The organism is Bordetella genomosp. 13 (genome assembly GCF_007679965.1).
GTDB lineage: Bacteria > Pseudomonadota > Gammaproteobacteria > Burkholderiales > Burkholderiaceae_B > Bordetella.
Genome location: NZ_VEHL01000003.1, coordinates 202,038 through 221,072 on the forward strand (window position 1 = coordinate 202,038; position 19,035 = coordinate 221,072).

18 protein-coding genes and 1 pseudogene are annotated in these 19,035 nt (G+C 69.1%); 11 read left to right on the forward strand and 8 right to left on the reverse strand.

All coding sequences use genetic code 11. The features are described from left to right. Nucleotides 1-115 precede the first annotated feature (115 nt). The 3 genes from FS845_RS09620 to FS845_RS09630 are packed head-to-tail and all read right to left on the reverse strand — an operon-like array spanning nucleotide 116 to nucleotide 2,236. Nucleotides 116-1,054: a FecR family protein gene (locus tag FS845_RS09620; protein WP_144633568.1), complete on the reverse strand. Its 939-nt coding sequence runs from the start codon at nucleotides 1,052-1,054 to the stop codon at nucleotides 116-118. Next, a complete protein-coding gene (locus FS845_RS09625) occupies nucleotides 1,047-1,568 on the reverse strand; it encodes an RNA polymerase sigma factor (protein WP_144633571.1) in 522 nt (173 codons plus the stop codon). The genes FS845_RS09620 and FS845_RS09625 overlap by 8 nt, the downstream gene beginning before the upstream one ends. Further along, the gene (locus FS845_RS09630) at nucleotides 1,565-2,236 is read right to left on the reverse strand and encodes an STN domain-containing protein (RefSeq protein ID WP_144633574.1); all 672 of its coding nucleotides are present in this window, start codon (nucleotides 2,234-2,236) and stop codon (nucleotides 1,565-1,567) included. The genes FS845_RS09625 and FS845_RS09630 overlap by 4 nt, the downstream gene beginning before the upstream one ends. Before the next feature lie 256 nt (nucleotides 2,237-2,492). Here FS845_RS09630 and FS845_RS09635 point away from each other — a divergent pair, with 256 nt between their 5' ends. The 4 genes from FS845_RS09635 to FS845_RS09650 are packed head-to-tail and all read left to right on the forward strand — an operon-like array spanning nucleotide 2,493 to nucleotide 6,658. Further along, on the forward strand, nucleotides 2,493-3,812 hold the full coding sequence (locus FS845_RS09635) for a lipoprotein-releasing ABC transporter permease subunit (RefSeq protein ID WP_260986226.1): 1,320 nt from the start codon (nucleotides 2,493-2,495) through the stop codon (nucleotides 3,810-3,812). A 3-nt stretch (nucleotides 3,813-3,815) separates the two neighbouring features. Next, nucleotides 3,816-5,096, forward strand: a complete 1,281-nt coding sequence (locus FS845_RS09640) for a lipoprotein-releasing ABC transporter permease subunit (RefSeq protein WP_144633580.1) — start codon at nucleotides 3,816-3,818, stop codon at nucleotides 5,094-5,096. Continuing rightward, on the forward strand, nucleotides 5,089-5,814 hold the full coding sequence (locus tag FS845_RS09645; RefSeq protein ID WP_144633583.1) for an ABC transporter ATP-binding protein: 726 nt from the start codon (nucleotides 5,089-5,091) through the stop codon (nucleotides 5,812-5,814). The genes FS845_RS09640 and FS845_RS09645 overlap by 8 nt, the downstream gene beginning before the upstream one ends. Before the next feature lie 28 nt (nucleotides 5,815-5,842). Next, nucleotides 5,843-6,658, forward strand: coding sequence for a TatD family hydrolase (locus FS845_RS09650; RefSeq protein WP_144633586.1), 816 nt, complete (start codon nucleotides 5,843-5,845; stop codon nucleotides 6,656-6,658). A 42-nt stretch (nucleotides 6,659-6,700) separates the two neighbouring features. Here the strand turns inward: FS845_RS09650 and FS845_RS09655 are convergent, their stop codons facing one another. The 4 genes and pseudogenes from FS845_RS09655 to FS845_RS09670 form a co-directional block, all read right to left on the reverse strand. After that, nucleotides 6,701-7,033 carry an XRE family transcriptional regulator gene (locus tag FS845_RS09655; protein WP_144633589.1) on the reverse strand — a complete coding sequence of 111 codons (333 nt, stop codon included), beginning with the start codon at nucleotides 7,031-7,033 and terminating at the stop codon, nucleotides 6,701-6,703. After that, nucleotides 7,017-7,381 (reverse strand): annotated as a pseudogene (locus FS845_RS09660) (type II toxin-antitoxin system RelE/ParE family toxin); the annotation flags it as partial. The pseudogene FS845_RS09660 and the gene FS845_RS09655, both read right to left, overlap by 17 nt. Before the next feature lie 89 nt (nucleotides 7,382-7,470). Further along, complete coding sequence (locus FS845_RS09665; RefSeq protein ID WP_144633592.1) at nucleotides 7,471-8,874, reverse strand: ATP-binding protein; 1,404 nt, start codon at nucleotides 8,872-8,874, stop codon at nucleotides 7,471-7,473. Further along, nucleotides 8,874-9,587, reverse strand: coding sequence for a response regulator transcription factor (locus FS845_RS09670; protein WP_144633595.1), 714 nt, complete (start codon nucleotides 9,585-9,587; stop codon nucleotides 8,874-8,876). Before FS845_RS09670 ends, FS845_RS09665 begins: the two co-directional genes overlap by 1 nt. A 213-nt stretch (nucleotides 9,588-9,800) precedes the next feature. Between FS845_RS09670 and FS845_RS09675 the strand changes: the two genes are divergently transcribed. The 7 genes from FS845_RS09675 (at nucleotide 9,801) to FS845_RS09705 (ending at nucleotide 16,462) form a co-directional block, all read left to right on the forward strand. Beyond that, the gene (locus FS845_RS09675; RefSeq protein WP_144633598.1) at nucleotides 9,801-11,822 is read left to right on the forward strand and encodes a ligand-gated channel protein; all 2,022 of its coding nucleotides are present in this window, start codon (nucleotides 9,801-9,803) and stop codon (nucleotides 11,820-11,822) included. A gap of 23 nt (nucleotides 11,823-11,845) precedes the next feature. After that, a complete protein-coding gene (locus tag FS845_RS09680) occupies nucleotides 11,846-12,778 on the forward strand; it encodes a siderophore ABC transporter substrate-binding protein (RefSeq protein ID WP_144633601.1) in 933 nt (310 codons plus the stop codon). Between the two features lie 38 nt (nucleotides 12,779-12,816). Further along, the gene (locus FS845_RS09685) at nucleotides 12,817-13,806 is read left to right on the forward strand and encodes an ABC transporter permease (RefSeq protein ID WP_144633604.1); all 990 of its coding nucleotides are present in this window, start codon (nucleotides 12,817-12,819) and stop codon (nucleotides 13,804-13,806) included. Between the two features lie 76 nt (nucleotides 13,807-13,882). Then, complete coding sequence (locus FS845_RS09690; protein ID WP_260986249.1) at nucleotides 13,883-14,767, forward strand: iron chelate uptake ABC transporter family permease subunit; 885 nt, start codon at nucleotides 13,883-13,885, stop codon at nucleotides 14,765-14,767. Further along, nucleotides 14,764-15,522 (forward strand): ABC transporter ATP-binding protein, encoded by a 759-nt coding sequence (locus tag FS845_RS09695; RefSeq protein ID WP_144633607.1) that lies wholly within the window; start codon nucleotides 14,764-14,766, stop codon nucleotides 15,520-15,522. The genes FS845_RS09690 and FS845_RS09695 overlap by 4 nt, the downstream gene beginning before the upstream one ends. A 73-nt stretch (nucleotides 15,523-15,595) precedes the next feature. Next, entirely contained in the window at nucleotides 15,596-15,838 is a 243-nt protein-coding gene (locus FS845_RS09700; RefSeq protein ID WP_144633610.1) for an RNA-binding S4 domain-containing protein, read from the forward strand. 48 nt (nucleotides 15,839-15,886) lie between these two features. Beyond that, entirely contained in the window at nucleotides 15,887-16,462 is a 576-nt protein-coding gene (locus FS845_RS09705; RefSeq protein ID WP_144633613.1) for a restriction endonuclease, read from the forward strand. Nucleotides 16,463-16,526: 64 nt separating this feature from the next. On the opposite strand, the gene FS845_RS09710 is transcribed toward FS845_RS09705, so the two are convergent. Then, nucleotides 16,527-18,995 (reverse strand): TonB-dependent siderophore receptor, encoded by a 2,469-nt coding sequence (locus FS845_RS09710; RefSeq protein ID WP_144633616.1) that lies wholly within the window; start codon nucleotides 18,993-18,995, stop codon nucleotides 16,527-16,529. Between the last annotated feature and the right edge of the window lie 40 nt (nucleotides 18,996-19,035).

Here is a 19,035-nt window from a genome sequence, read left to right on the forward strand (position 1 = left end):
CGCGGAAAGCAACGTTCACTAGACGTTTGACTTCCGATACCTGGAAATGAATTGCCGTGAATATTTCGTGACACGTCACGCCATTGGTGTTGGGCCCTCGCCGCGCGCGCCGCGGCTAGCCGACCAGCACCAGCTGTCCCATGCGCCGTACCGGCACGTGATAGCGCGCCTCCAGCAACCGGAGCGCCTCATCCAGGTCGGCCACCTTGACGCGCGCCGAGAATCGCCGGGAGGCCAGCGCGGTGTCGACCAGCACCACCCGTCCTGCGCGATAGCGGTTGATCTCCTGCACCACCTCGCCCAAAGGCAGGTCGTCGAACACCACCACGCCCTGTTGCCAATCGGACGCAGCCGGTCCCAGCGGCGTCGGCAGGCCGACCTGGCGATCGTCGTAGACCACCTCCTGCCGCTGCCGCAGCCCCACGGCGCGGACGGGGTGATGCAGCATGGCGCTGCCTTGCTGGCAGCGCACGCGCACGCGTCCGTCGGCCAGCCGCCGGATTTCCAGGTCCGCGTGGTCCATCACCACCCGGCCCATGCCGGCGGCCACGGTGCATCCGGCGCGCGGCGCGGAAACGGCGGCTTCGCCGGACAGCACCTCGATGCGCGCTGCGGCGGCGTCATCGTGCACGGTGATGCTCGTACGGGTGTTCAGCATGACGCGCACCGCCTGGGCGAGCATCACGGTGCGCTGCTCGCCGGGGGCGGTGCGATAGTCGGCGCCCAGGTCCTGCCAGGATGGCCACAGGCCCAGCGGAGGCCGCACGATGCCCGCTACGGCCAGGGCGCCGGCGCCCGAGACGGCGCCGGCCAGGAACAGCCGGCGGCGTTGCCGGAAGCGCTCGGGGCGGGGCGCCGGCTGCGTCGCGGCATGGCGCCGCGCCGCGTCCTCGACCTGCCGCCAGTCGTGCGCGGCGCGGGACCAGGCCTGGGCGTGTGCCGGGCTTTGCGCGCACCAGGCGCGCAAGGCCGCCAGGTCCCGCACGGAGGGACGGCCCGTTTTCAGCTTCACCGCCCAGGCGCGCGCCTGGGCCGACAGCCTTGGGTCAACCATTGCCGTCCTCGCTGTCCAGCGCCGTCATACAGGCGGACGCGGCCTTCTGGATCTCCAGCCGTACCATGCGCGTCGAAATCCCCCAGCGTCGGGCCAGCGCGTCGATGGCCTCGCCATTGACGCGATGCGCCACCAGCAGGGCGCTTTGGCGCGAAGGCAGCCCCTGCAGGACCCCGACCACTTGCGACAGGCGCTGGCGGGCGGCCAATTCGGTATCCACGCCCGGCTGGGCCTGGCGTGCCTGTTCGAAGACCGATTCGATCTCGTCGTCGCCCAGCAGGCGCGAGTCGCTGCGGATGCGGTCGATGGCGGCGTTGACCGCGGTATTCACAAGATAGGTGCGCGGATAGCGCACCTGGTCCAGGTCTCGCATGGAGGCCAGCCGCACGTAGGCGTCATGCAGTGCGTCCGATGCCATGTCGGTGGAACCGCCCAGCCTGCGCGCCACCCGCAGCCGCAGGGTGTCGTAGCATTGCCCCAGCAGTTGCTGCAGCCGCGTCAGACCTTCGCTCATTTCGGACAGCCTCCCCAACGCGCCGCGGCCTGCGGCGACACGATCATGACCACCGGCTGCGGCACGTCCGGTGGAGGCTGTGTCAGCGAGATGTTCGTCAGTGCGCGGCGTACCAGCGGCTCCAGTTCGGGCTGCTCCGCCACGCGCACGCGCAGGTCCTGGATGCGCGAGGACGCCACCGAGAACCGCATTGCGATGCGCTGCCGGTCGGCGCGCAGGCCGGGTTCGGCGCACAGCGCCCGCATGACGGCCTGTTGCAGGTATCCGTCGTAGTGGGGGTCAGGGCCGCTGCCGCGTACCGGGCTGGCGGCTTCGGAGGACGGCACCGGCTCGACGGTGACGACCTGCGGCGACAGCGGCCAGGCCCGCATGCCCGTGCCGGCCAACAGGCGGCGCAAGGCTTCGTCGCGGTCCAGCCGGCCGTGCACGGGTGCGGAGCGCCGGCCCGCCAATTGGCCGGTTTCGAAGAATATGGATCGGTCCGCCGCCTCGCCATAGCGGCGCAGGGCTTCGGCCAGGGGCAGGATGGGCAGGTCGAAAAAGGCGTCCGAGGATTCGGCGGCCACTGTCCGGGGGACCTGCGTGTCCCCCCAGGCCGGCATGCCTGCCAGGCCGGATGCCAACGCGGCGAGCGCGGCGCCGGCCATCAGTGTGGCTGCCGCACGCATGGTGCAACGCTCGAGAATGTGGGGATGACCGGCACGAGAGGGACGGAAAGAGGGCCCGGCAGGGTAGCGGACGGCAAGTCTAGGGGCGGGATATGGCCGAAGTATGACGGCCGCTCGTCCCGGCGGCGCACCGGGCGGTTTGCCTGGCGCCGGCGGTGATCGTCGCCACGGGGTCGGGGGAACCTGGGGACACATCGGCGCTCCAATATCGACCCGGGCCCAGGCTCCTGCACTCACTAATGCCATAATCCCGCTCGTGCTGAAAATCCCCTACGAACTCTGGGTAGGCGCCCGTTACGCGGGTATGGCCTCCATGCGCGGGCGCCGCGGGCGCGACCGCTTCGTCTCCTTCATCGCCGCCTCGTCCATGGCGGGCATCGCGCTGGGCGTGGCCGCCCTGATCGTGGTGCTGTCGGTCATGAACGGCTTCCAGAAGGAAGTGCGCGACCGCATGCTGTCGGTGTTGCCCCACATCGAACTCTACGTGCCCGGCGCCGCGCCCGAGCGCGTGCTCACGCTCTGGCAGCAGTTCGCCGGCGACGCGCGCACCAACCCGGCGGTCACGGGCCAGGCGCCGTTCGTGGCGGCGCAGGCCATGCTGGTGCGCGGCGAGGCCGTGCGCGGGGTGCAGGTGCGGGGCATCGATCCGGCCAGCGAGGGCGCGGTGTCCGACATCCCCCGCGAGATGACCAGCGGCAAGCTCGAGTCGCTGTCGCCCGGCAGCTACGGCGTGGTGCTGGGCGAGGAACTGGCCAAGGCCATGAACGTGAAGGCGGGCGACACGGTGCTGATGCTGTCGCCGCAGGGCCGCAACGATGCCAATGCCAACGCGGATGCCAATGCCGAGGCGGCCATGCCGCCGGGCGGCTTCGCGCCGCGCATGCGCCAGTTCACCGTCACCGGCATTTTCTCGTCGGGCCACTACGAATACGACTCCTCGCTGGCCTTCGTCAACGACCGCGACGCGGCGGCCGTGTTCGCCGACAGCGGCACGGCGGGCGTGCGGCTGCGCGTGAACGACATGCAGCGCGCGCCCGAGATCGCGGCCGAGCTGCAGCAGTCGCTGCCGCCGTACGTCATGGCCAGCGACTGGACGCGCAACAACCGCACCTGGTTCGCGGCCGTGCAGACGCAGAAGCGCATGATGTTCCTGATCCTGGCGCTGATCGTGGCCGTGGCCGCCTTCAACCTGCTGGCTTCGCTGGTGATGGCCGTGAAGGACAAGCGGTCCGACGTCGCCATCCTGCGCACGCTGGGCGCGCGGCCCGGCGAGATCGCGCGCATCTTCCTCGTGCAGGGCTCGCTGATCGGCGTGATCGGCACCGCGCTGGGCGTGGCGGGCGGCATCCTCATCGCCTACAACATCCACATCATCGTGCCCTTCATCGAGCGCCTGCTGGGCATCCATTTCCTGGCGCGCGAGGTGTATTTCATCAACGAACTGCCGTCCGACCCGCAGATGGGCGACATCCTGTCCATCGGCCTCACGTCGCTGGCGCTGTCGCTGGTGGCCACCCTGTACCCCAGCTGGCGCGCCTCGCGGCTGCAGCCGGCCCAGGTGCTGCGGCAGGACTGAGCCATGCTGAAGATTCCCTACGAATTCTGGATCGGCGCCCGCTACGCGGGATTGGTCTCGGCGCGCGGCCGGCGCGGACGGCGCGACCGCTTCGTGTCCTTCATCGCCGGATCGTCCATGGTGGGCATCGCGCTGGGCGTGGCGGCGCTTATCGTGGTGCTGTCGGTCATGAACGGCTTCCAGAAGGAAGTGCGCGACCGCATGCTGTCGGTGCTGCCCCACGTCGAGCTGTCGCAGCCCGGCGAGACTTCCCAGGCCGTGCTGGCGCAGTGGCGGACGCTGGCCGGCGATGCGAAGAAGAATCCCGCCGTCATCGGCGAGGCCCCCTTCGTGGCGGCGCAGGGCATGCTGGTGCGCGGCCAGGCGCTGCGCGGCGTGCAGGTGCGCGGCATCGATCCGGCCATCGAGGGCGCCGTGTCCGAGCTGCCGCGCCAGATCAGCAGCGGCAAGCTGGCGGCGCTGGCGTCCGGCAGCTACGGCGTGGTGCTGGGCGACCAGTTGGCCAACGGGCTGGGGCTGCGGGTCGGCAGCACGGTGCTGATGCTGGCGCCGCAGGGCTCCATCAGCCCGGCCGGCTTCACGCCCCGCATGCGGCAGTTCACGGTGGTGGGCATTTTCTCGTCGGGCCACTACGAATACGATTCCACGCTGGCCTTCATCAACGCCGAGGACGCGGCGCGCGTGTTCCGCGACAGCGGCACGGCCGGCGTGCGGCTGCGCGTGAACGACATGCAGCGCGCGCCCGAGATCGCGGCCGAGCTGCAGAAGGCGCTGCCCGAGGGGGTCAAGGCCAGCGACTGGACGCAGAGCAACCGCACCTGGTTCGCCGCCGTGCAGACCGAGAAGCGCATGATGTTCCTGATCCTGGCGCTGATCGTGGCCGTGGCCGCGTTCAACCTGCTGTCCTCGCTGGTGATGGCCGTGAAGGACAAGAAGTCCGACATCGCCATCCTGCGCACGCTGGGCGCGGGGCCCGGCGAGGTCGCGCGCATCTTCCTGGTGCAGGGCGCCCTGATCGGCGTCATCGGCACTATCGTGGGCGTGGGCGGGGGCATCCTGCTGGCCTACAACATCGACGTCATCGTGCCTTTCATCGAACGCCTGTTCGGCATCCAGTTCATGCCGCGCGAGGTGTATTTCGTCAGCGCGCTGCCGTCCGATCCGCAGGCCGCGGACATCGTCACCATCGGCGTCACGTCGCTGGTGCTGTCGCTGCTGGCCACGCTCTATCCCAGCTGGCGCGCGTCGCGCCTGCAACCGGCACAGGTATTGCGCCATGACTGACAGCCAAACGAATCTCCACGGCGACAAGACCTCGCCCGCCCTGCATGCCGAGAACCTGGCCAAGATCTACGACGAGGGGCCTGCCCGCATCGAGGTGCTGGGCGGCGTTTCGCTGACGGTGCAGCGCGGCGAGATGGTCGCCATCATCGGCGCGTCGGGCTCCGGCAAGAGCACGCTGCTGCACATCCTGGGCCTGTTGGACGTACCCACCAGCGGCAGCGTCACCGTGGACGGCGTGGCCGCCCAGGGCCTGGGCGAAGCCGCCAAGAGCCAGCTGCGCAACCGCAGCCTGGGCTTCGTCTACCAGTTCCACCACCTGCTGCCCGAGTTCTCGGCGCTGGACAACGTGGCCATGCCGCTGATCGTGCGGCGCCAGTCGCGCGAGTCCGCCCGCGCGGCCGCGCGCGAGGTCCTGGCGCAGGTGGGGCTGGCGGCGCGCGAAGGCCACTTCCCGGGACAGCTGTCCGGCGGCGAGCGGCAACGCGTGGCGCTGGCGCGCGCGCTGGTCACGCGGCCGGCCTGCGTGCTGGCCGACGAGCCCACCGGCAACCTCGACCGCCATACCGCCCACGGCATGTTCGACCTGCTGGCGCGCGTGAACCGCGAGTCGGGCACGGCCTTCGTCATCGTCACGCACGACCGCGAGCTGGCGGCGCGCGCGGACCGGCAACTGCACATGGAACGCGGTAAGCTGGTGCAGGACCTGGTGCCGGGCTGACGGGCACGAGGCTTGCTCGACCTTTTTCATGCTGATCGACACCCACTGCCACCTGGACGCCTCCGAGTTCGACGCCGACCGCGCCGAGATCGGGCAGCGGGCGGAGCAGGCCGGCGTGCGGGCCATCGTCATTCCTGCCATCGCGCGCTTCAATTTCGACGGCGTGCGCGACCTGGCGCACGCCACGCCGGGCGGCGCCTACGCGCTGGGCATCCATCCGCTCTTCGTGCGGCAGTCGCGCGACGAAGACCTGGACGCGCTGCACCAGGCCGTGGCCACCGCCATGGACGATCCGCGCTTCGTGGCCATCGGCGAGATCGGGCTGGACTTCTTCGTGGAAGAGATCGCCAGCGGCGCGCAGCGCGACAGGCAGGAACAGTTCTACGCCGCCCAGCTGGACATCGCCGCCGAGTTCGGCCTGCCGGTGCTGCTGCACGTGCGCCGTTCGCAGGACATCGTGCTCAAGCACCTGCGCCGCAAGCCCAGACTGCGGGGCGGCATCGCGCATGCCTTCAACGGCAGCGCGCAGCAGGCGCAGGGCTTCATCGACCAGGGCTGCGCGCTGGGCATCGGCGGCGCCATGACGTTCCCGCGCGCCTTGCAGATCCGCAGGCACGCGGCCGAGCTGCCGCTTGCGCACCTGGTGCTGGAGACCGACGCGCCCGACATCCCGCCCGCGTGGCTGCACGAGCCGGACCGCCGCAACGCGCCGCATCAGGTGGCGGGTATCGCAGCGTCGCTGGCGGAGCTTCGTAACGCGTCCGTCGAGGCTGTAATGGCTGGAACGGGAGCAACGGCGCTACGGGTGCTTCCTCGTTTGGCCGCCATCGCCGCCGGGTCCTGATTTTGGCAAGGGTGAGGCGGCTGCGGTAATCGAGCCAGCAGATCAAGTCTCAAGAACGGTCGTTTCACCCAATTCCGAGAAATTGCTGATCCTGACGGCCCCGTCCGGAAACCGGGCAACGATATCCAATTGGCCGCCCATGGCTTCTATGTGGCTACGCAGCGTGGAAATATACATGTCCGTCCGCTTTTCCATCTTTGCTATGGACGGCTGTTGAACGTGCAGTATTTCGGCCAACACTTTTTGAGACAGGCCACGGGCTTGCCTCAGTTCCTGAAGCGGCATTTCGCTGAGCATTTGTTCTGTCGCAGCCTTCGCGCGAGCCCGCGACGCGGAGGGCATGGCAGCCCGCAGCGCTTCAAATTTTTTTGCCATTGATCAACCCTTCTTTCCTTAGTTCAGCCAGGTGCGCGTCGTAGAGTCGGTCGGCCAAGGGGATGTGTCTGTCGTACCAGCGTTCATCTCCCGTCTTGTCTCCACCGATCAGCAAGATTGCTGTGCGTCTCGGGTCGAATGCATAGAGGGTCCGTATAGGATTGCCACCAGACTGGGTTCTCAACTCCCGCATGTGGTCATGCCTTGATCCATTGATTCCGCTGGAGTGAGGAAACTCGAGGCTTGGTCCCCTTGCTTCCAGCAGGCCTACGGAAGCCGCCACCGACTCTTGCTCCGTAGTGGACAGTGTCAGCCACCACGCTCAAACTCATCCGTATACTCAACTTCTCAAGCCATCGTTTCCCGCTGCGCTTGTCATTCATTCGTTGAATTATTCCTTCAAGGGAATATTCCGTCAAGGGAATTCACTAGATGGCTCAGATGGCCTGCGCCACCACCTGCGGCAGCTCGACCCTTACCACCAGCCCGCGCGGCTTGCGGTTCCGCGCGCGGATGCTGCCGCCGTGCGCCTCCACTGCGGCGCGCGCGATGCTCAGTCCCAGGCCCGCGCCCTTGGCGCGCGAGGCGGCGCCCGGCACGCGGAAATACGGTTCGAACAGGTTGCCCACGTGCTCGGCCGGCACGCCGGGACCGTTGTCCTCGATATCCAGCAACAGTCGGCCCTCGTCGGCGTGCAGCGCCACGTGGATGGCCGCGGCCGCGCCGGCGTAGCGCAAGGCGTTGCGCAGCACGTTGTCGACGGCGCTGGCCAGGCTTTGCGGGTCGCCGCTGACCCACAGCGGGGCCGGCGCGGTCCAGGCGATGCCGATGCGCTGCGCGCCGGCCTCGAAGCGCGCGTCCTGCACCAGGGCGTCCACCAGATGGCTCAGGTCCACCGGCGCGCGCGGCGTGTCCAGGGCGGACAGCCGCGCCAGCTGCAGCGTGTGGCCGACCAGGGCATCCAGCCGTTCGCATTCGCGCTCGATGCGGTCCAGCTGCAGCGCCAGCGTATCGTCGTCGCGGCGCGCCAGCTCGGTGGCCAGCCGCAGCCGCGCCAGGGGCGAGCGCAGCTCATGCGCCACCGTGTGCAGCAGCTGCTCGCGCGTGTCGACCAGGGACTGCAGCCGGTCCGCCATGCCGTCGAAATCGCGCGCCAGCAGGCCCAGTTCGTCGCGCCGCCGCGCCAGTTCGGGCGGCGTGCGGGCGTCCAGCCGGCCCTGCGCCAGCGCGCGGGTGGCTTCGCGCAGGGTGCGCAGCGGCCGCGTGATGTGGCGGGTCAACGCCCAGCACAGCGGCGCCGTCACGGCCAGCGCGAAGGCCAGCAGCGCCACCACCACGGGCGTGAAGCTCAGCAGTTCCCAGTGCGACGAATCGAAGGGCAGGTACAGCATCAGCAGGGTGGCGCCATCGGGCAGCCGCAGCCATTGCGGCTCCCACCACGACGCGCGCACGCCGGGCTGTTCGCGCATCTGCTGCTGTTCCTCTGGGATCGACACGGCGTCCTGCGAGGACCGGTAGGCGTTCAGCCAGTCGTCCAGGCGGCGCGGCAGGCGGCGGCCCAGCAGGTCGCGGTCCTCGCTGTCCACCACGTAGATGTTCAACGCCGAATAGCTTTCGGACATGGCGCGTATCCAGCGCTCCAGGCCCTCGGCGCCCTGCGTGCGCGCCACCTGCTGCGCCTCGCGCGCCAGGCCGCCGGGGCTCAGGCCGTCCAGCGAATTGAAGCGATACCATGCGGCCGCCGCCGTCAGCAGCATGCCGCAGGCGACGATGACGGCCATCGCGCCCCATACCGACAGGAAGGCGCGCCAGTACAGCGAACGGACCATGAAGCGGCCCATCAGGCCGCGCCGGCCAGGATGTAGCCCACGCCGCGCAGGTTGCGGATGGCGGGCGCCTCGGGGTGACTGTCCAGCCGCAGCTTGCGGCGCAGGCTGCTGATGTGGGTATCGATGCTGCGGTCGTAGCGGTCGGGCGCCCGGCCCAGCGCGTACTGGCCGATCTGCTCGCGGGCGATGACCTGGCCCGGCGCGCGCATCAGCACTTCCAGGATGCGCTGCTCGGCGCCCGTCAGCGCCACTTCCTCTACGCCCATGCGGGCCAGGCCCGTGGCCGGATCCAGCGACAGCGCGCCCACCGACAATCCGGGCGCGGCCGCCGCAGGCGTTTCCTGGAAGCGCCGCAGCACCGCCGTCATGCGGGCCTGCAGCTCGCGCGGGCTGAAGGGCTTGGCCAGATAGTCGTCGGCGCCCAGTTCCAGGCCCAGCACGCGGTCGGTCTCGCCGCCGTGCGCGGTGAACATGATGACCGGGCGGCGCGAACCCGCCCGGTATTGCCGAAGCAGGTCCAGTCCGCTGCCGTCGGGCAGCATCAGGTCCAGCAGCGTCAGGTCGAAGTCGTCGCGCGCCAGCAGGGGCAGGGCCTGCGCGCGGGTGTGCGCCAGCGTCAGCTGGCAGCAGCTGGGTTCCAGGTATTCGCGCAGCATCTGCGCCAGTTCGACATCGTCGTCGATGAGCAGAACGCGGCGCGTCGCGGTGGGGGGAGCGTAGGCCATGTCGATGCTTCCTGCGGCCGTCCGCCTGTCTGTCCCGTGCCGGCGGCGGCGCTGTGTGAAGAAGTGCAAAGAAGATAAAAGTTGGGGAAAGCGCGTTGCGGCAATCCTTACAGTCAAATTCTAATATGAGAATCGTTTTCATTCATAAGTGCATTTGCACGGGGAACCGCGGGCCGGGGGGCGTGCGGACCGGGTAACAGGAGAAGCAGAAGAATGAGCAGCAAGAATACGGGCGGGCGCGGCATGGCCCTGGGTCCGCGCACGCGGCTGGCCGCCGCCCTGTGCGCGGCGGGTTGGGGCGTGGCGGGCGCCGCCTGGGCGCAGCAGGCTGATGCGGACACGCGGACGCTGGACACCGTGGTGGTGACGGCCAGCGGCTTCGCGCAGCAGATCCAGGATGCGCCGGCCTCCATCAGCGTGATCACGCGCCAGGACCTGGAAAAGAAGTTCTACCGTGACGTGACCGACGCGCTGCTGGACGTGCCGGGCGTGGTGGTCACGGGCGGCGCCGACCGCCAGGACATCAGCCTGCGCGGCATGGCCTCGCAATACACGCTGATCCTGATCGACGGCAAGCGCCAGAACTCCCGCGAGACCCGCACCAACTCCGACGGCCCGGGCGTTGAGGGCGGCTGGTCGCCGCCGCTGGCCGCCATCGAGCGCATCGAGGTGGTGCGCGGGCCGATGTCCTCGCTGTACGGCTCGGACGCCATGGGCGGCGTGATCAACATCATCACGCGCAAGGTGCCGCAGGCCTGGGGCGGCGAGATCCGCATGGACACCACCATCCAGGAGAGCAGCAAGTCGGGCGACATCTACCAGGGCAACTTCTACCTGGCCGGCCCGATCAAGAACGACCTGCTGGGCCTGCAGATCTACGGCCAGGGCACGCAGCGCGACGAGGACGACATCTACAACGGCTTTCGCCAGCGCGCCGCCAGCACGGTGACCGCCAAGCTGGCGCTGACCCCGACGCGCGACCACGACATCGTGCTCGAGGCCACGCACTCGCGCCAGAAGTACGAGAACACGCTGGGCAAGACCGTCGAACCGCTGGCGCCCGGCGTGGCGTGCGGGCGCACCGGTTGCCCGGCTTCGTCCGAGACCGACTACCGCAGCAACAAGTGGGCGCTGTCGCATACCGGCCGCTGGGGCTGGGCCGTGTCGGATTCGTACGTGCAGCAGGAAGAGTTCGACAACCGCTCGCGCCAGATGAAGATCAAGAACACCGACCTGAAGACCAGCTGGTCGGTGCCGCTGGGCAGCCACATGCTGTCGGTGGGCGGCTCGTTCCTGGAACAGAGCCTGGACGACCAGACCGGCAACCAGCTGGCGGGCGGACCCAGCCACGTCGAGCGCTACCAGTGGGCGCTGTTCGCCGAGGACGAATGGCGCCTGACCGACAGCTTCGCGCTGACGGGCGGCCTGCGCATGGACAAGGACGAGAACTTCGGCGACCACTTCAGCCCGCGCCTGTACGGCGTGTGGCACCTGGCCGAGCGCTGGACGTTGAAGGGCGGCGTCTCCACGGGCTTCCGGGCGCCGGACCTGCGCCAGACCGTGGCGGGCTGGGGCCAGGTCAGCCGGGGCGGCAACATGTACGGCAACCCCGACCTGAAGCCCGAGAAGTCTGTCACCGAGGAGATCGGCCTGCTGTACGACGACGGCGCGGGCTTCAATGCCGGGCTGACCCTGTTCAACAACGACTTCAAGGACAAGATCACCCGCGTGGCTTGCCCGCTGTCGCAGTGCACGGAAGGCCCCAACCAGTTCGGTTCCAATCCGACCACGTACCTCAACGTCGACGAGGCGGTGTCGCGCGGCGTGGAGGCCAGCATGCGCCTGCCGCTGGACCGCGCCTGGTCTCTCACGGCCAGCTACACGTACACGGATTCGGAGCAGAAGTCGGGCCAGTACAAGGGCCAGCCGCTGAACCAGCTGCCGCGCCACCTGTTCACCACCACGGTCAACTGGCAGGCCTCCGACGCGCTGCAGGCCTGGGCGCGCGTGAACTACCGCGGCAAGGAAAGCCAGCCCATCACCGGCCCGTCGTCCTCGTCGGTGGTGGCGCCTTCCTACACCTTCGTCGACCTGGGCGGCTCGTACGCCGTCAACAAGATGGTGTCGGTGTACGCCGGCATCTACAACCTGTTCGACAAGGACGTGGGCTACGACGACTACGCCTACGTGGAAGACGGCCGCCGCTACTGGCTGGGCGTGGGCATGAAGTTCTGAACATGGAGCAGGGAGCACCCGCAATGACGATGCAAACACATACCCGCCGCTGCGCACGCCGCTGGCTTGCCGCCACCGCCCTGGCGTTGGCGCCGGCGCTGGCCGCCGCGCAGGCCACGGTCGAGGTCAAGCACGCCCGCGGCGTCACCGCCGTGCCGGCCGATCCCGCCAAGACCGTGGTGATGGACCTGGCCGTGCTGGACACGCTGCACGCGCTGGGCGTCGACGTGGCCGGCCTGCCGGCCGCGGCCAAGCTGCCGCCGCAGCTCGCGCAATACCAGGACAAGCGCTACCTCAAGGTGGGCTCGATGTTCGAGCCCAACTACGAGGTGATCCACGCGGCGGCGCCGCAGGTCATCTTCGTGGCGGGACGTTCGGCGCCTAAGTACGACGAGCTGGCGAAGCTGGCGCCCACGGTGGACCTGACCGTCGATCCCAAGGACCTGCTGGGCAGCGTCAAGCGCAATACCGAACTGTTGGGCGGCCTGTACGGCAAGCAGGACGTGGCGAGCCGGAAGATCCGGGCGCTGGACGACTCGGTCGCGGCGCTCAAGTCCAAGGCTGCCAACGCGGGCACCGCGCTGATCCTGCTGACCACGGGCGGCAAGATGAGCGCCTATGGCCCCGGCTCGCGCTTCGGCATCATCCACGATGCCTTCGGCGTGAAGCCCGCGGTGCCCGGCCTGAATGTGTCCAACCACGGGCAGGCGGTGTCCTTCGAGTTCCTGGTGCAGAACGATCCCGACTGGCTGTTCGTGATCGACCGCGACGCCGCCATCGGCCGCGAAGGCGTCTCCGCCAAGCGCCTGCTGGACAACGAGCTGGTGCACGCGACCAAGGCGTGGCGCACGGGGCACGTGGTGTACCTGAACGCCTACGACTGGTATCTGCTGGGCAGCGCCGGCCTGACCGGCATGCAGCAGAACGTCGATGAACTGGCACGCGCGCTGGACTAGGAGTTGCTGTCGATGAAGGCGGTTGCGGGGACGCGCGGGTGACGTTGCGGTCGTATCTGCAGGGGTGGGGCGGGCTGGCGCTGGTGGCGGCGCTGCTCGTGGTGCTGTGCGTGGCCAGCATCGGGCTGGGGGCGGGCGATTTCTCGTTCGGCGCGCTGCTGGGCGGGCCCGACGCGGCCCGCACGTGGAAGCTGCTGCTGGTCAGCCGCGTGCCGCGCACGCTGGCCCTGCTGCTGGCCGGCATGTCGCTGGCGGTGGCCGGGCTGATCATCCAGATGCTGGTGCGCAACCGCTTCGTCGAGCCCTCGACGGCCGGCACGCTGGAGTCCGCCACGCTGGGCATCCTGGTGGTGACGCTGGCGATGCCCGACATCCCCGTCATCGGCAAGATGCTGGTGGCCACCGTGTTCGCGCTGGCCGGCACGCTGCTGTTCCTGGCGCTGCTGCGCCGGGTGCCGCTGCGCACGCCGTTCATCGTGCCGCTGATCGGCCTGGTGCTGGGCGGCGTGATCAGCGCGGTCACCACCTTCGTGGCCTATCGCTACGACCTGCTGCAGTCGCTGCACGCCTGGACGGTCGCCGACTTCTCCGGCGTACTGCGCGGCCGCTACGAGCTGCTGTGGATCGGCTTCGCGCTGACCGGGCTGGCCTGGCTGACGGCCGACCGCTATACCGTGGCGGGCATGGGCCGCGCGTTCGCGTCCAACCTGGGCCTGAACCACGCGCGGCTCACGCTGGCGGGCCTGCTGATCGTCTGCGCGATCTCGGCCATGACGGTGGTGACGGCGGGCAGCATTCCGTTCCTGGGCCTGATCGTGCCCAACGCCGTCAGCCTGGTGATGGGCGACAACATGCGGCGCGCCATCCCGTGGGTCGCGGTGCTGGGCGGCGGCTTCGTGCTGGCCTGCGACATCATCGGGCGCCTGGTCCTGTATCCCTATGAAGTGCCCATCGGCGTGGTGGTGGGCGTGATCGGCAGCGCGCTGTTCCTGTGCCTGCTGCGCAGCCGGAAGACGCGTCTTGGCTAAAGTGCTGCAATCCCTGTCTCCCGAAGCGCGCCTGGGCTGGCTGGCCGCCCTGGCCGTGCTGTGCTGCCTGGCCTTCATGACGCTGGGCGCCAACGGCCAGTGGTCGTTCGTCATCCCGTTTCGCGGCGGCAAGCTGCTGGCGATGCTGCTGGTGGCGTACTGCGTGGCCGTGTCCTCGGTGCTGTTCCAGACCATCACGCACAACCGCATCCTGACGCCCGCCATCATGGGCTTCGACGCGCTCTATGTGCTGATCCAGGCGCTTGTCATCTACGGCTTCGGGCTGTCGGCCACGGCCACCGACGATCCGGTCTGGAAGTTCCTGCTGGAAGCTGGCGCCATGACGGGCTTCGCCTGCCTGCTGTTCCGCTGGCTGTTCTCGGGCGAGGTGCGCAGCCTGCATCTGATGATGCTGGTGGGCATCGTGTTCGGGCTGCTGTTCCGCAGCCTGTCGGGCTTCGCCATCCGCCTGATCGATCCCAACGAATTCCTGATGCTGCAGGACCGCATGTTCGCCAGCTTCAACGCCGTGCGATTGGGCCTGCTGCCCATCGCGGCGGGCGCGGCGCTTGCCGTCACGCTGGTGATCTGGCGCATGCGCCGGCGCTACGACGTGCTGGCCATGGGCCGCGACATCGCCGTCAACCTGGGCGTGGACTATCGCGGCACGCTGCTGGCCACGCTGGCCTGCATCGCGGTGCTGGTGTCGGTGTCCACGGCGCTGGTCGGTCCCGTCACCTTCTTCGGCCTGTTGGTCAGCAACCTGGCCTATCACGCCATGGGCAGCGACCGGCACCGCCATACCGTGCCGGCCGCCGTGCTGCTGGGCGTGCTGTTCCTGGTGGGCGGGCAGGCGCTGCTGGAGCGGGTGCTGGCTTTGAACACCACCGTCAGCGTCGTCATCGAGTTCGCCGGCGGCCTGATGTTCCTCATCCTGGTCCTGCGCAGGGGGCGTAGATGATAGAGATCCGAGCAGTCACCAAGCGCTACGCCGACAGCGTGGTGGTGGACGACGTCACCCTGACGCTGCCCGCCGGCGGCATCACCGCCATCATCGGGCCCAACGGCGCGGGCAAGTCGACGCTGCTGTCCATGATGAGCCGCCTGCTGGCGCCGTCGTCGGGGCAGGTGCGTGTGGACGGCCTGGACGTGGCCCGCGCGGACAGCCGCGAGCTGGCGCGCCGCCTGTCCATCCTGCGGCAGGACAATCACCTGCCGCTGCGCCTGACGGTGCGCGACCTGGTTGCCTTCGGGCGCTATCCGCACACGGGCGGGCGGCCGACATTGGACGACAAGGAGCACATCGACCGCGCCATCGACTACCTGGCGCTTGCGCCCATGGCCGACCGCTACCTGGACGAGCTGTCGGGCGGCCAGCGGCAGCGCGCCTTCGTGGCCATGGTGCTGTGCCAGGACACGCGCTACGTGCTGCTGGACGAGCCGCTGAACAGCCTGGACATGAAGCACGCGGTGGCCATGATGCGCATCCTGCGCCGCGCGGCCGACGAGCTGGACAAGACCGTGGTGCTGGTGCTGCACGACATCAACTTCGCCTCGTGCCATGCGGACCGCATCGTGGCGCTGAAGCAGGGCAGGGTCGCGTGCCAGGGCACGCCCGGCGAGATCGTCCGCCCCGAGGTGCTGCAGGCCCTGTACGAGCTGCCCATCTCGGTGCACGAGCTGGACGGGCAGCGGATCTGCACGTATTACCGCTGAAAAGGGGCCGGACGGCGGTCGAGTATCATGCTGGCGCCGGGCCCGCACGGGGCGCGGCTCATCCGGAACCCGCATGCCCATCATCGAATTCACGCTTGCCGAAGGCAGCCCCTACATCGAAGTCAACCAATTGCTGAAGGCCACCGGCGTCTGCGACAGCGGCGGCGCGGGCAAGATGCTGGTGGCGGAAGGGTACGTCAGCGTGGGCGGCGTGCTGGAGACGCGCAAGACCGCCAAGATCCGCGATGGCCAGATCGTCACGTGCGGCGACGTGCGCATCGTGGTGCGCGCGCATCCGGCCGTGCAAGAGGATTGACGCGGCACGCCCGCCGCCACCCCCAACACCGCCACGCCGCGAGCCGCCATGAAAAGCACCCGATTCCAGAATTCCATCTTCGCCAGGCTGTCACGTTCTCCGTGGTGGTGGAGCGCGGGCGTGGCCGTGCTGCTGAGCGTGGGCGGCTTCGCCGCGCTGCCGGTCGAGTTCGCGGCGATGGGCGTGTTCGCCGCCATCCCCTTCGTGGTGGTGGCGATCGTCGCCGCGGTCAAGCAATGGCGCAATCCTTCGGACGCCCGCGTGCAGGCGGTCGCGCAGGCTGCGGCCGGCATGTCCTGGGCCACGTTCTCGACCCTGGCCGAGGCCGGTTTCACGCGCGACGGCTGCCAGGTGCAGCGCCTGCAGACGGCCGGCGCGGATTTCTCGCTGACCAAGGACGGCAACGAGGCCATCGTCAGCGCCAAGCGCTGGAAGGCGGCCCGCATCGGCATCGAGCCGCTGCGCGAGCTGCAGGCCGTGCGCGAGAAGCGCGGCGCCCGCGAGGCCATCTTCATCGCGCTGGGCGAGGTCTCCGACACCGCCATCCAGTATGCGAGGACGCAGGGCCTCGCGCTGATGACGGCGCCGGAACTGGCCAAGCTGCTGCGCGACCAGAAGTTCTAGCCGCGCGCCTCGGTTCGCCGGGCCTGCGCCTGCCTTCGCGTGCGCGCCCGGGTCGCGCGCCGCGTCACATCCGATAGCGCAGCGTCAGCATCGCGTTGCGGCCATCGCCGAACACGCTGTAGAAGCGGCTGGGCGGACGGATGTAGTAATCGCGGTCGAACAGGTTGTTCACCTGCAGCGCTAGCTCCACGTCCGGATTGAAGCGGTATCCCACCTGCGCGTTGTAGATGGCGTAGCCGCCCTGGGTGACGCCGCGCGTGATGGCGCTTTGCGCCAGCATGCCGCCGCCCACGCTGAAGCCGTCCAGCACGCCTTCCGTGAACTTGTAGTTCGTCCAGAGCTTGAACAGGTGCCTGGGATCCGTGCCGTCGGTCAGATCCGGTTCGTCGTTGTCGTACCGGACGTTCAGGTAGGTATAACCGGCCGTCACGTTCCAGTTCGGCGTGGGCTGGCCCGACACTTCCAGCTCGACGCCCTGGTTGCGCGCGCGGCCGCCCGGAATGCTGCCGGCCGGATGGTCGGGATCGCCGACCGCGCGGTTCTCGTCATTGATGCGGAACAGCGCCAGCGTGGTGTTCAGCCGGTTCTCGAAGAACGCGTTCTTCACGCCCACTTCGTATTGCTCGCCCGTGCGGGGCGGCAGCATGGCGCCCGTGTAGTCCGTGCTGGCCTGTGCCGTCAGGAAGCGCGAGAAGTTGGCGTAGGTCGTGGTGGACGGCGTGACGTCCCACACGATGCCCGCCGAGGGCAGGAAACGGTGGTTCACGCGGGCGATGGTCTCCCAGTCCTGCGGCGTGGGAATGACGGACTGCGAACGCTGCTGCAGGAAGGTCTCGCGGGCCCCCAGCACCAGCGTCAGCGGCTCGGCCAGCTTCACGCGCGCCTGGCCGTAGAAGCTGTACTGCTCCATGCGGCCCTTGCTGCCGAAAGTGTAGGGCACGTCGACGTCGGGCACGTCGTTGGGGCTGTACAGGCTGAACAGTCCGCCCGGGTACGGCCCCGCCACGACCCGAAAACCGCGCTTGTCGGTATTGGCCAGCTGCGAGTAGTTGGCGCCCATCGTCAGCGTATGCGTCAGGCCGAAGGCCTGGATGGGGCCCGAGGCGTGGGTGTCCAGGCCGAACCAGTTGAATTCGCCGTATTGCGCCTGGTCGCCAAAGCGCGCCAGGCCCTGCTGCGTGGCGCCGGGGCCGGAATAGGCGTACTTCGACCGCAGTTCGCCGTGGCGGTAGAAGGCCGTCGTGCCCCAGGTCCAGCCGTTGTCGAAGCGGTGCGTCAGGTCCGCGTTCGCCTCCGTGGTCCTGACGTTGGACCAGTTCCAGTCCGGGCTGTAGTTGTCCGAATACGAACCCGGCACTCGGCCGACCAGCGCCGTCAGGGTGGAGTCGAAAACGCCGGCCGCGCCGTAGTCCACGCCGTGCACCGAGTTGACCTGGTATCCCGCGGACAGCGACAGCGTGGTGCGCGGCGAGAAGTCGTAATCCAGCGCGCCGTAGACCATCAGGTTCTTGTTGCGCGTGCCATCGACCGACTGCAGCGCGTTGCTGCCGGCCACGACCGCGCGGCCGCGCAGCGTGCCTTCCTCGTTCAGCGGACCCGTCACGTCGACCATCTGGCGCAGGCTGCCGAAGGTGCCGGCCTGCGTCTCGCCGGCCATGTGGAATTCGTCCTGCGGACGCTTGCGCACCAGGTTGACCGTGCCGCCGGGCTGGCCCAGCGCATCGTCCGTCACGCCGGCCGGGCCGCGCAGCACTTCCACGCGGTCGTACATGGCCATGTCGAACTGCTGCTGGTACTGCAGGCCGTTCATGATGGACACGCCGTCGAATTCGATGCCCATCTGGTTGCCGCGTGCCCGGTAATAGGCCGTGCCGTCGCCGTAGTCCGTGGATCCCACGCCGGTGACGTAGCGCAGGCCCTGCTGGATGGTGGAGACGTTCATGTCGTCCATCTGCTGGCGCGTCAGCACGGACACCGACGCGGGGATGTCCCGGATCGGCACCGGAACCTTGCCCACCGTGGCCGTCGTGGCGGCGTAAGAGCCGCTGCCTTCGGTGGTGGCCTCGGCCAGGGCGCTGCCCACCACGCGCACCGCGGGCAGGGTGTTGGCGGTGGCGGGCGCCGGACGCAGCAGATAGCCGCCGTTGTCCTGCCGCACCGCCTGCAGGTCGGTACCGGCCAGCAGCGCCGCCAGCGCGGCGCGCGGCGTATGGCGGCCGTGGATGCCGCCCGTGGTCCTGCCGCGGGTCTGGTCCTCGGTGAAGGTCAGCAGCACGTTGGCCGAACTGGCCAGGCTGCGCAGCGCCGGGGCCAGGGGACCGCCGGCGATGTCGAAGTCCTGCTGCGCGTCAGCGCGGTCCGGCGCGGCCGCCTGGGCCTGCGCCTGGGCAGCGGCCGGCAGCGCGGCCGACAGCGCCAGGCCGCACGTCGCGGCGGCCAGGGCATGCGCCACCGGCCGCAGCCGGGCATGGCCGGGCGTGCGGCGGTTGGAAGATTGATTGAGACGCGCACCACGGCGCCCGGCGATCCGCATGGTTTCCCCATAAATTTGGCGGTTGGAATGAAGTCCTCAT